Here is a 12,599-nt window from a genome sequence, read left to right as displayed (position 1 = left end):
ACGTGCGAACCGCCGTTCTATGACAGCGACTTGTAGCTGCCGAAGCCGGTCGCGATCTTCGTCCGTGCCCCGAACGACCCCTTCCCGTCGCCGCTGTTGCGGTACAGGTTGCCGTTCGTGTCGCGGGAGATGAGGTCCGGCTTGCCGTCGTCGGTGATGTCGCCGACAACGGTCACGGCGTTGTACGAGGCGCCCCAGTCGGTGAAGAGCTTCACGCGGGGCTTGAACGTGCCGTCGCCCTTGCCGTCGTAGCGGTAAAGGACGTTGGACTTGTCCTGGGCGAGGAGGTCGCCGATGCCGTCGCCGTTGAGGTCGCCGGCGCCGACGATCTTCTTGTAGCCCTTCCAGTTGTCGTAGAGCTTCACGCGCGACGACAGCTTGCCGGTGCTGGTGGCCTTGTAGAGGTACACCGTTCCCGTCGACGCGTTGCGGGCCAGCAGGTCCGGGCGGGCGTCGCCGGTCACGTCGCCGGGGGACGTCAGGATGTCGTACTGGGTCCAGCCGCTGGTCGCCAAGGTCGTGTACGACGTCGACGGCTTGACCGGCTTGCCGCAGCCCGGCTTGTACAGGCGCAGCGCGCCGGAGCTGTAGCGGACCAGGACGTCGTTGCAGCGGTCGCCGTTGAGGTCGCCGAAGGGGATCGCCCTGACGGTCGTCGCCCAGCCGGTTCCCGTGAACTTCTCGCTGAACTTGCCGGTGCCCGTGCCCTGGTGGAAGGTCAGCCCGCCCGAGGAGTTGAGGGTGAGCAGGTCGCCGCGGCCGTCGGGGCCGTCGACGCTGACGTGGTCGTGGCGGACGGCGGCACCGTGGTCGAGGAAGCCCTTGCCGGAGGCGACCGTGTCGGCCGTGCTGGTGCCGAGGCCGGTCGCCTTCAGGGTCCAGGTGAACTGGCCGGTCGGGAACCAACTCCCGCTCGCTGTCCTGCCGTTCCAGGACGCGGACACCGACGCGGCGGTCGCACCGCCGGTGATCGTGCGGGTGCCCTTGCCGCCGGCGCCGCTCTGCACCGAGGTGAGGGTGAGCGACCAGGAGGCAGCAGGCCGGGACAGCAGCCAGTCCGCGGACCAGGGCGTCGCCGAATCCACGTAGTCGGTGGTCTCCGTACGGAACGCCGTCACGGCGGACGGGGTGACACCGGTGGTGACGACCCGTGTGCGCTCGAAGAGGTCGAACCAGGCGACCAGGCCCGTGTACTCGTCGACGGTCCAGCGGAAGCGCCGGTCCGCCGCGAGGCCGGTGTCGGGGACGTGCGAGGCGAGCACCCGGGTGGTGCCGGTCGCCGCCTCGGTGAGGACCAGGGTGTCGGCGGCGTGGTCGTGGCGGACCGTGAACCCGTCGCCGAGGAGGACGTCACCCGGGGTGACCGCGGTCGAGGCGGCGGCCTTGGTGTCGTACACCCCCGCCGAGGCGGTGCCACACGCCCAGTACACCCAGCGGCCCGCCGCCTGAAGTTCGCTCGGCACACAGGCCAGGCCCGGGACCGTGACGGTGGCGAGGGTCCTGTTCTCCGTCAGGCTGTACGAGGTGAGCTTGCCGGCCGTCGTGGTGGCGCTCCAGAGAGTCGAGCCGTTCAGGGCCGCGGCGCGCACCGAGCGCTTCAGCTTCTGTCCCTGGCCGAACTCGGCGACGTACTGCGCCGGCGTCGTACCACCGGAGTTGTAGACCGCGTAGTCGTCGGAGACGTCGACGATCGAGCCGCCCGCGGTGCCGAAGTCCAGGTCGCTGCCGGAGACGGAGTTGAGCCGGTCGGCGTTCTCCAGACCGCTGCCGTCCTCATCGGCGTCGTAGAAGGTGTTGAGGTAGACGTCGTCGGCCTCGACACCGGTGTTGCCCCACAGCGGGATGCAGGTGGCCCCGGCGTACGGGCAGACCGCGGTGGACGACAGCTGGGCGCTGTCCGTGGCGGCGGACGCGGTCAGCTCGGTGGAGCCGTTGGTGGTGAGGGTGCGCAGGGTCGTCCAGCGGCCGGAGTCTGCGACCCGCAGGCTGCCCCGGCTCAGCGCGATGCCCTGCTTGGCCTTCTCCACGGCCGGGATCTGGAAGAGCTTCGTCAGGGCGGCGCTGCCGTCTTCGGCCGTGCCGACCCGTTGCAGCCACCAGTCGTCGGCGCCGGTGCCGCCGGTGACGAGCGCGTCGCCGCCGGGCGCGGGCAGCAGGTAGTCGCCCGCGTCGCCCAGCAAGGTCTGCTGGGAGGCGGGGTCCGTGATGTCGACGGCGATGACGGTGCCGCCCTGGGGGAGCAGCAGCCGGTCGCCGGCCAGGACCGGGTCGCCGTCGAGGATGCCGGGGTTCGAGGCCAGGGTGACGACCTGCTCGGCGGCGGTGAGGTCGGTGCGGGACTTCAGGTGGAGTTCGGCGGTGGCGGTGTCGTACCAGCCGATCCGGTCGCCGCTCATCACGTAGTGGTCGGCCGCGGAGGCGTCGGTGAACGCCACCGTGTTCACGGCCGACGCGTTGTCGATGTACGCGACCTCGCCGCTGCGCGCCCACAGCACGCCGTCGGAGTCGGCGGCGGCGATGTCGTCGCTCTGCAGGTTGGTCCAGTCGCCGGTCACCTTGCGGGCCCGCCAGGCGCCGTCGACCTGGTCGATCAGGGACCAGGTGGTGACGATCGTCCGCCCGGCGAGGGCCCGGTAGTAGCCGTGCGTGTCCGCCCAGCTGACCTTCTTCGCGGTGGCGGTCGCCGGGTCCCACAGGGTGGTGGAGACGGCGGAGGTGGTCGGCAGGGCGACGAGGTCGCTGTCGGCGCCGTACCAGGCCGTACGGCAGACCGAGCCGAGTGAGGTGCAGCCGGTGGCCGGGGTGTAGGTGCCGTCGGTGCCGACCACGGTGACGGTGTCACCGGTGGCGTAGTCCGTCCACAGCAGCCCGTCCAGGCCGGTCGCCCGGTGCAGATAGCCGCTCTCGCCGGCGACGAAGGGCCGGTCGGTGCGCGGGGTGGTGGAGCTGGGATCGGTCAGCGCGATCCCGGTGGTGCCGGTGGCGGTCGTGGCGGCTTCGGCGGAGTCGCCGCTCTCCGTCAGGACGACGACCGACACGGCCGCGACGGCGACCGCGAGTGAGGAGACGGCAGCGGCGAGACCGCCCCGTCTCAGGGCGTGTCTGCCCACGTGAGGTTCCCTCCCCTGCGAGAGCCCCTGCTCTCGCACAAGTGCGCGGATATTACCAAGGGTTCTTAAAGTCGCCGCAGCGCCATCGGCCGTGCAGGGGACATGCCGACGCCCCCGGAGACGACTCCGGGGGCGTCGGGACGTACGGCCTGGGTCAGCGGGCCACGTACTGCGTGAGGATCGCCTGCACCTCGTAGATGTCGACGCCCTTGGTGAACGTCTTCTGGATCGGCACCGACTGGCCCGAGACCCAGATCTTCAGCTCGGCGTCGAGGTCGAAGGTGCCGGCCGTCTCCACCGCGAAGTGCGTGATGCTGCGGTACGGGATCGAGTGGTACTCGACCTTCTTGCCGGTGATGCCCTGCTTGTCGACCAGGATCAGCCGTCGATCGGTGAACATGATGACGTCACGCACCAGCTGGTACGCCGCCTGCACACCCTCGCCGGAGCCGAGCAGCTTGGCGAAGTCCGAGGCCGCCTGGCCCGGGTCGATGGTGTGCGCGTTGCCGAAAAGTGCCATGGATGAAACCCCCCACTCATGACCACTGGTGATCTTCAGTGATCTTCGGGCATGTATAGCGCCTTGTCGGGGCCTCTGCCTAGATCGTGCGAAGGAATTGTGATCGTCAGGTGTCGTAACTCCCGTCCCAGGGCGGCCCAAAGCCCAGCCGGTCCGGATACAACTCGGCCCACGGCTCGCCGTCCTCCTCCCCGGTGACGAGCCCGAACAGCACGCCGTCCAGGACGAGTTCGAAGGGCCGTACCGCGATGTCGGTGTACGTCCGCCGCGGCAGACCGCGCAGCCCGGTCGCCAGACGGGCGCGGGCGCGCGCGAGCACGGAGGCGTCCCGCTGCTGTTCGGCCCAGGTGCCGGCGCACCAGATCTCCGAGTCGCGGTAGTTGCCCTCCGCGTCGAAGGTGTGCAGCACGGAGTAGAGGCGCTTCTGCTCCTCCCAGCCGTCGTCGGGCCGGAAGCCCTTGGGGAAGGCGTAGGTGACCGACCCCAGGAACTGCCCTTCCGCGTAAAGCCCGATGGCCTCGGTACGGCCGTGCGGCTCGTAGGCGATCGGGATGATCCCAGGTACTGCCATGGCGCAAACCATACGTATGTTTCCTGGCAAGTTCCGCCCCCTGCCCACAACTTGATCACCGACCGACGCAAAGTTTTACGGCAACCTTTTGGATCTCCACGACCACAGAAGAGGCGGAACTACCCCCCAAGTACCTAAGGACTCACCCGTGGTCGCTCCTTCTCACCGCCGTTCCCTGCGCAAGCGGCGCACCCTCGTCGTCACCGCCGCCGCCGTGGCCGCGGGTGTCGGCGCCGGTGTCGTCGTCATGAACGCGAACGCCGGAACCACCGCCGCCGACCTGTACCACCAGGCGCTCGCCGCGAAGGACGGCTGGGCGTCCTCCGGCACCGGCACGACCGGCGGCACGAAGGCCGACGCCGCGCACACCTTCACCGTCGCCACCCGCGCCCAGCTGGTGAAGGCGCTGGGCTCGGCGACGGACACCACCCCGCGGATCATCAAGGTCAAGGGCACGATCGACGCCAACACCGACGTCGCCGGCAAGAAGCTGACCTGCGCCGACTACGCCTCGGGCACCGGCTACTCGCTCGCCTCGTACCTGAAGGCGTACGACCCCTCGACGTACGGCCGCTCCAAGCTCCCCTCCGGCACCCAGGAGAAGGCCCGCGCGGCAGCGCAGACCAAGCAGGCGAAGAACATCGTCTTCAAGGTCCCGGCGAACACGACGATCGTCGGCGTCCCGGGCACGAACGCCGGGCTGACCGGCGCCATGCTCCAGATCCAGAACGTCGACAACGTCATCGTCCGCAACCTCAGCTTCGCCGCCACCGAGGACTGCTTCCCGCAGTGGGACCCCACCGACGGCGACGACGGCAACTGGAACTCCAACTACGACGCGGTCACGCTGCGCGGCGCGACCCACGTCTGGGCCGACCACAACACGTTCACCGACGCCCCGCACCTGGACTCGGCGAACCCCAAGTACTACGGCCGCGAGTACCAGATCCACGACGGCGAACTGGACGTCACCAAGAGCTCCGACCTGGTGACGATCTCCCGCAACGTCTTCTCCAACCACGACAAGACGACCCTGATCGGCAGCAGCGACAGCGAGCCGGCCGGCAAGCTGCGCGTCACCCTCCACCACAACGTCTACAAGGGCATCGTCCAGCGCGCCCCGCTCTCCCGGGTCGGCCAGATCCACATCTACAACAACTACTACGACGTCACGCCCCTGAACGGCTACGCGGTGCAGTACAGCATCAACTCCCGCGCCAAGGCCCAGGTGGTGGCGGAGAACAACTACTGGAAGGTGCCGTCCTCGGTGAAGGTGTCCAAGCTGCTGAGCGGCGACGGCACGGGCTCGATCAAGGGCAGCGGCAACCTCGTCAACGGCACGGTGACCGACCTGGTCGCCGCCTACAACGCGGCGTCGTCGAAGGACCTGAAGACGACCGTCAACTGGACGCCGACGCTCACGGCGGGGCTGGAGACGGGGTCGGCGGTGACGAACCTGCCGACGTCGCTGGGGAAGACGGCAGGGGCGGGGGTGCTCACTTCGTGAACTGGGCGGGTGTGAAGCGCCAGATGCCGGACGTCCGGTAGCGGTTGGTCAGGTTGAGGGTGTGGAGGTGCAGCTCCGCACCCTCGGCGACGACGGTCCCGCTGAACTCGATGGTGCCGTAGGAGTTCGAGGTGGCGAAGCTGATCCGGTCCCCGTCGATCTCGTACGGCCCCGCGCCCAGGATTCCCCCCTCCCGGTGGAACCACCAGACGATCTCCTCGGGCACCGCGCTCGTCGACGTCCCGCTCACCGCGGTGCCGTCCGCGTAGAACCTGAGGAGCTGCGTGTAGGTCACGGAGCTCCCGTAGCTCCCGTCGGTCATCGCGTAGAACCCGTCAGAGCGAACGACTCCGACTGCCGGCGGGGCCGGTGGAACCGGTGGGACCACCGGGCTCCCGCCGACCGCCGCCAGCGACCTCAGCAGCCGGCTGAAACCGCCCTCGGTGAACAGGTCCACCCGGTGCCAGCGCTGCAACCGCTCCGGGACCTCGCAGTCCTCCAGGCGGGCCGGGATGACGTAGATCGTGCCCTCGGGCTGGTGGTCGGCGAAGTCGAGGACGAGGCCTATCTCCTTCTGCACGTATCCCGTCTTGGTGACCGAGGCCCGTGAGAGGCAGACCAGGACCAGGTCGGAGGCGCGGATCGCACGCCGGATCTCACGGTCCCAGTCCTGGCCCGGGAGGATGTCCTCCTCGTCGAGCCAGGGCTGGAAGCCCGCGGACAGCAGCCGCGTCCGCAGGCGCCGTACGTGTTCTTTGTCCCCCGACGAATGGCAGAGGAAGATCTTCAGCACGCCCCCGCCCCTCGCTTACTCCGCCGTGCCGCCGAAGCGCTCCTTGTACGTCTCCAGGTCCTCGTCCGTGAGCTTGGCGAACAGGACCGGGGGCACAGTGAAGGGCGTGCCGGCCGGGACGGAGGTCAGCGCCTTCGCCTCCTCCCGCGACACCCAGGTCTCGGTGTCGTCGGCGAGGGAGAAGGCCTGGCGCATCGCGGCCGAGGTCGCCGGGATGAAGGGCTCCGAGACCACCGAGTAGAGGTGGATCAGGTTCATCGCCGTGCGCAGCGTCAGCGCGGCGCCGTCCTTGTCGGTCTTGATCTCCAGCCAGGGGGCCTTCTCCTCCAGGTAGGAGTTGCCGGCCGACCACAGGGCGCGCAGCGCCGCCGCCGCCTTACGGAACTGGAGGGCCTCCATGTGCTCCTCGTACTCGGCGAGGAGGCGGGCGATCTCCTCGCCCAGCTTCGCCTCCGCCTCGCCCGGGGTGCCGCCCTCGGGGACGTCGTCGCCGAAGCGCTTGCGGGAGAAGGACAGGACGCGGTTGACGAAGTTGCCGAGGGTGTCGGCGAGGTCCTTGTTCACCGTGGCGGTGAAGTGCTCCCAGGTGAAGGACGAGTCGTCCGACTCCGGGGCGTTGGCGATGAGGAAGTAGCGCCAGTAGTCGGCGGGCAGGATCTCCAGGGCCTGGTCGGTGAAGACGCCCCGCTTCTGGCTGGTGGAGAACTTGCCGCCGTAGTACGTCAGCCAGTTGAAGGCCTTGACGTAGTCGACCTTCTTCCACGGCTCACGGACGCCGAGCTCGGTGGCCGGGAACATCACGGTGTGGAAGGGGACGTTGTCCTTGGCCATGAACTCGGTGTAGCGAACGGGGTTCTCGCCGGAGTCCGCCTCGTACCACCACGACTTCCAGTCCCGGTTCTCCGGGTCCAGGTCCGACCACTCCTTCGTCGCGCCGATGTACTCGATCGGGGCGTCGAACCAGACGTAGAAGACCTTGCCCTCGGCCGCCAGCTCCGGCCACGTGTCGGCGGGCACCGGGACACCCCAGTCGAGGTCGCGGGTGATCGCGCGGTCGTGCAGGCCCTCGGTCAGCCACTTGCGGGCGATGGAGGAGGCGAGCTGCGGCCACTCCGCCTCGTGCCGGGCGACCCACTCCTCGACCTCGTGCTGGAGCTTCGACTGGAGGAGGAAGAGGTGCTTGGTCTCGCGGACCTCCAGGTCGGTGGAGCCGGAGATCGCCGAGCGCGGGTTGATCAGGTCGGTCGGGTCCAGGACGCGGGTGCAGTTCTCGCACTGGTCGCCGCGGGCCTTGTCGTAGCCGCAGTGGGGGCAGGTGCCCTCGACATAGCGGTCCGGGAGGAAACGGCCGTCGGCGGGCGAGTAGACCTGGCGGATCGCCCGCTCCTCGATGAACCCGTTCTCGTTGAGGCGGCGGGCGAAGTGCTGGGTGATCTCGACGTTCTGCTCGCTGGAGCTGCGGCCGAAGTAGTCGAAGGCCAGCGCGAAGCCGTCGTAGACCGCCTTCTGGGCGTCGTGGGCCTGCGCGCAGAACTCGGCGACGGAGAGGCCCGCCTCCTTCGCGGCCAGCTCGGCCGGGGTGCCGTGCTCGTCGGTGGCGCAGATGTAGAGGACGTCGTGGCCGCGCTGGCGGAGGTACCGGGAGTACACGTCCGCCGGGAGCATGGACCCCACCATGTTGCCCAGGTGCTTGATCCCGTTGATGTAGGGAAGGGCGCTGGTGATGAGGTGTCGAGCCATCGGGGGCTGCTCCCAGGTCGGATTTCGTGATGCTTTACGAACCAAGAAATCGTAGCCGACATGGGGGGACCGCCCGCTTTCCGTATTGCAGGGTGGAAGGCGGGCGGCCGGTTGATCGGGGTTACGGGCGCCAGTCGATCAGTACGCCGTCGTAGAGCTCCGCGTCCGTGAGCTCCTTCGGGGTGGGGCCCGCGTGGAAGAAGGCCGTGTTGTCGGTCTTCAGCTTGCGGAGGTAGTCGAAGGCCTTGTTCTCGTGCTCGCCGAACGCGACGAAGGAGAAGAAGACGGACGGGTGGGTCTTCGCGGCCTCGGTCAGGGACTGGGTGGCGGGGGTCTTCGCGTCGGGGGCGCCGTCGGTCTGGAAGACGACGAGGGCGGGGATGTTCGCGCCGGGGGTCGTCGTCTTGTCGTAGTGGGCGAGTACGGCTTCCACGGCGGCGTGGTAGCTGGTACGGCCCATGCGGCCGAGGCCGGCGTGCGCCTCGTCGATGGCGTCCTTGGGGGATGCGGGGGTGAGGTCGAGGGTGCCGTCGACCTCGGTGGAGAAGAAGACGACGTGGACGGAGGGGGTGTCCTCGGTGTCCGGGGTGAGGTGGGTGGCGAGGGCGAGGGTCTGCTCGGCGAGGGCCTGGGCGGAGCCGTCCTTGTAGTACGGGCGCATGCTCGCGGAGCGGTCGAGGACGAGGTAGGTCCTGGCGCGGGCGGTGGTGAGGCCGGCCTTGGCGAGGGCGAGGGCGGCGGCACCGTGGCCGACGGTCGCCTCGGCTTCGCCTTCGGCGCGAGTGCTCCCACCCGCACCACCCGTGACAGTTTCGATGTCGTCTGCGGGTGGCCCCTGAGGGACGGACTCGCCATCGGCGGCTGCGGCGAGGGGGGTGGGGGCGGGTTCGGGGGTGGGCTGGGCCTCGGGGGCGGCGGCCGGTTCGGGGGTGGTGTCGGCGGCGGGCTCGGGCTCCGTGGTGGTTTCGGCGACGGGCTCCGTGGCGGGTTCGGCGGCGGCCGCGGGCTGGGCCTCCGGCTCGGCCTGGGCCTCGGGCTCGACCTTGGTCTCGGGCTCGACCTTGGTCTCGGGCTCAGCGTCCGGCTCCGGGGTGACCTCGGCGACCGGCTCCGGTTCCGGAGTGGGCTCGACGTCGGCGGCGGGTTCCGGGGTGGCCTCGGCGGCGGCCTCGGGCTCCGGGGCGGTCTCGGCGACCGGCTCGGGGGTGGTCTCGGCGACCGGCTCGGGGGTGGCCTCGGCGGTCGGCTGCTGCTCCTCGACGGCGGGCGTCTCGTCTGCGGCGGGCTCCTCGGTGGCCGCCGGCTCTTCGGCAGCGGCAGCCTCGGCCACGGGCTCAGCCTTGGCCACGGGCTCGGCCACGGGCTCCGGCTGGGTCTCCGATACCGGCTCCGGAGCGGGCTCCTCGGCAACCGGCTCCTCGACGGGGGCGGTCTCCTCAGCGGTTTCCGGCGCGGTAGCGGGCGCGGCCTCAGCCGCCTCCTCCGCAACGGGCTCCACCTCGGAAGCAGCCGCCTCGGAGGCAGTCTCAACCTCGGGAGCAGCCCCCGTCTCGGGCTTGGCAACCTCTACCGCAGACTCAGCCTCAACCTCAGCGACGGACTCAGCCTCAGCCACCGGCTCAGCCTCAGCCTCGACCACCGGAGTCTCAGCCACCGGCTCGACCTCAGCCACCGACTCAGCCTCAGCCTCGACCACCGGCTCTTCAGCCACCGGCTCCTCGGTCACCGGCTCCTCGGTCGTCGGCTCGACCTCAGCCCCCGACCCCTCACCCGCCGCCCCCTGCCGAGGCACCGTCACGTTGTCGAATGCTGCCGAGACCAGCTCGTGCTCGTCGTCCTTGGCCGGCTCGGCCGGTGTGCGGGGCTCCGGGACCTCGGCCTTGGCCTCCGGCTCAGGCGCCGCAGGCGTCGGCACCGTCGGCTGCGTCTCCGCACCCTCTGCCTCGGCGGTACGCCCCTTGCGTGAGCGGCCGAACGCGTTCCGCAGGAGAGTGAGAATGCCCATGTGCGCAACCCTTCGCATGAGTTGATGCCCGTCAATCCCTGGCCAGGACGGACACGTAAGGTTAGCGGCCCTGGAGGGGGATCTTGGGCGGGGGAGGGCATCGGAAGCCGCTCCCGTCAAGGGTCGTATTCGGTCTTACCGTGCAACCCGACCCCAACTCCCACCCCGCTACTCCGCATTCACCCCGCGTTCATCGCCAGTCCCCGCTCCCGCACAAACCGGCCCCTAGCGTCCGGGGCGGGGATTCAAGGGGAGTCCATGGGGAAGCAAGGGGATTACAAAGTGCGCATACCGCTGCCGTTGATCAGTACGCCGTCGTCCGACGGACACCAGGGCGGCCGTTCCGCCATGACCTGTCTCTACCGGTGCGGCAACGCCTGTTTCCACGAGGTGCCCAACACCAGCACCAACGAGTACGTCGGTGACGTCATCGCCGGCGCCCTCAGCCGCCGTTCCATGATGCGGACCGCCGCCGTCGTCACCGTGGCCGCCGCGGCCGGCGCGACCGTCGTCGCCGCCCCGCAGGCCCACGCCGCGACCGGTACGGCGCCGGCCACCCCGTACCACAAGGGCAGCAAGGCCGCCCGTGGCCTGCGGTACACCCCCGTCGCCCCCAACACCACCGACGCCGTGACCGTCCCGGACGGCTACGCGCAGAACGTCGTCATCCGCTGGGGCGAGCCCATCCTGCGCGGCGCTCCCGCCTTCGACCCGGACAAGCAGACGGCCGCCGCGCAGGCCGGCCAGTTCGGGTACAACAACGACTTCCTCGCCCTGCTCCCGCTCGGCCACGGCAAGCAGCTCCTCGTCGCCAACCACGAGTACACCGACGAAGTGCTCATGTTCCGTGGTTACGACGCCGCCAACCCGACCCGTGAGCAGGTCGAGATCGCCTGGGCCGCGCACGGGCTGTCCGCGGTTGTCGTGGAGGAGGACCGGCGGAGCGGGAAGCTCACCGCCGTCTCCCGGCATCCGCTCAACCGGCGCGTCACCGCCACCAGCGAGTTCCGGCTCACCGGGCCCGCCGCCGGTTCGGAGCTCCTCAAGACCTCCGCCGACCCGACCGGCACCAAGGTCCTCGGCACGCTCAACAACTGCTCCGGCGGCACCACCCCCTGGGGGACCACGCTGCACGGCGAGGAGAACTTCAACCAGTACTTCGCCAACAGCGGCCGGGCGACCGACAAGCGGTACGGCATCGGCACCGGCGCGAGCGAGCGGAAGTGGGAGCGGTTCGACAAGCGCTTCGACGTCGCCCAGGAGCCCAACGAGGTGCACCGCTTCGGCTACGTCGTCGAGTTCGACCCGTACGACCCCACGTCCACCCCGCGCAAGCACACCGCCCTCGGCCGCTTCAAGCACGAGGCCGCGACCGTCCGGCTGACCTCCGACGGACGTCCCGTCGTCTACTCCGGTGACGACGAGCGCTTCGACTACTTCTACAAGTTCGTCAGCAGCAAGCGGGTGAAGAAGGGGACCTCGCGCGCCGTTCGGGAGCACAATCTCTCGCTCCTCGACGAAGGGACGCTGTACGTCGCCAAGCTCAGCGGTGACTCCCCCGCCATCGAGATCGACGGCACCGGCAAGCTTCCGGCCGACGGTGAGTTCGACGGCAGCGGTGAGTGGATCCCGCTGGCCACCGCGACCGCGGACGGCGCCGTCTCGCACGTCGACGGCATGACCGCCGACGAGGTCTTCGTCTTCACCCGGCTCGCCGGTGACAAGGTCGGCGCCACGAAGATGGACCGCCCCGAGGACATCCAGCCCAACCCGGTCTCCGGCAAGGTCTACGTCGCCCTCACCAACAACACCAACCGCGGCGTCGGCAGCAACGCCCCGGCCGACGAGGCCAATCCGCGCAACGCCAACAAGCACGGGCACATCCTGGAGCTGACCGAGCGCTGGAACCGGCCGGAGAGCAAGAAGTTCGCCTGGTCCCTGTTCCTGGTCGCGGGCGACCCGGCCGACCCGGCCACCTACTTCGCCGGGTTCCCGAAGGACAAGGTCAGCCCGATCTCCTGCCCGGACAACGTGGCCTTCGACCCGTACGGCAACCTCTGGATCTCCACCGACGGCAACCAGCTCGGCTCCCACGACGGCCTGTTCGGCGTCGCCACCAAGGGCGACCGGCGCGGTGAGCTGAAGCAGTTCCTCACCATGCCGACCGGCGCGGAGACCTGCGGCCCGGTCATCCAGGACCGCCGCGTCCTGGTCGCCGTCCAGCACCCGGGCGAGATCACCGGCGCGACGGTGGAGAACCCGGCCAGCACCTGGCCCGACGGCCCGGGGAAGATCGTGCGCCCGGCGGTCGTGGCCGTGTGGCGCAAGGACGGCTCGGACATCGGCGTCTGAG

The 12,599-nt window shown here is 69.8% G+C and carries 8 protein-coding genes; 2 read left to right on the top strand and 6 right to left on the bottom strand.

Annotated elements, in window-relative coordinates; all coding sequences use genetic code 11:
• Positions 1–17 precede the first annotated feature (17 nt).
• From IQ210_RS10365 to IQ210_RS10355, 3 genes are all read right to left on the bottom strand, one after another.
• Entirely contained in the window at positions 18–3,110 is a 3,093-nt protein-coding gene (locus tag IQ210_RS10365; protein ID WP_194078613.1) for an FG-GAP repeat domain-containing protein, read from the bottom strand.
• Positions 3,111–3,264: 154 nt separating this feature from the next.
• Entirely contained in the window at positions 3,265–3,630 is a 366-nt protein-coding gene (locus tag IQ210_RS10360) for a PH domain-containing protein (protein WP_109497258.1), read from the bottom strand.
• A gap of 106 nt (positions 3,631–3,736) precedes the next feature.
• A complete protein-coding gene (locus tag IQ210_RS10355) occupies positions 3,737–4,201 on the bottom strand; it encodes a hypothetical protein (protein WP_194078612.1) in 465 nt (154 codons plus the stop codon).
• 148 nt (positions 4,202–4,349) lie between these two features.
• On the opposite strand from IQ210_RS10355, the gene IQ210_RS10350 reads away from it, so the two are divergent.
• On the top strand, positions 4,350–5,708 hold the full coding sequence (locus tag IQ210_RS10350) for a pectate lyase family protein (protein WP_322656339.1): 1,359 nt from the start codon (positions 4,350–4,352) through the stop codon (positions 5,706–5,708).
• Here the strand turns inward: IQ210_RS10350 and IQ210_RS10345 are convergent.
• The 3 genes from IQ210_RS10345 to IQ210_RS10335 form a co-directional block, all read right to left on the bottom strand.
• Positions 5,698–6,501 carry a toll/interleukin-1 receptor domain-containing protein gene (locus IQ210_RS10345; protein WP_194078611.1) on the bottom strand — a complete coding sequence of 268 codons (804 nt, stop codon included), beginning with the start codon at positions 6,499–6,501 and terminating at the stop codon, positions 5,698–5,700. The genes IQ210_RS10350 and IQ210_RS10345 overlap by 11 nt on opposite strands.
• Before the next feature lie 15 nt (positions 6,502–6,516).
• On the bottom strand, positions 6,517–8,241 hold the full coding sequence (gene metG / locus IQ210_RS10340) for a methionine--tRNA ligase (protein WP_194078610.1): 1,725 nt from the start codon (positions 8,239–8,241) through the stop codon (positions 6,517–6,519).
• A gap of 121 nt (positions 8,242–8,362) precedes the next feature.
• A complete protein-coding gene (locus tag IQ210_RS10335; RefSeq protein WP_194078609.1) occupies positions 8,363–10,246 on the bottom strand; it encodes a VWA domain-containing protein in 1,884 nt (627 codons plus the stop codon).
• A gap of 282 nt (positions 10,247–10,528) precedes the next feature.
• On the opposite strand from IQ210_RS10335, the gene IQ210_RS10330 reads away from it, so the two are divergent.
• Complete coding sequence (locus IQ210_RS10330; RefSeq protein WP_194078608.1) at positions 10,529–12,598, top strand: PhoX family protein; 2,070 nt, start codon at positions 10,529–10,531, stop codon at positions 12,596–12,598.
• The last annotated feature ends 1 nt before the right edge of the window (position 12,599 follow it).

The sequence above is a fragment of the Streptomyces justiciae genome, assembly GCF_015163075.1.
GTDB lineage: Bacteria > Actinomycetota > Actinomycetes > Streptomycetales > Streptomycetaceae > Streptomyces > Streptomyces justiciae.
The sequence above is the reverse complement of the archived record's forward strand: the minus strand, read 5'-3'. Positions and strand labels throughout refer to the sequence as shown.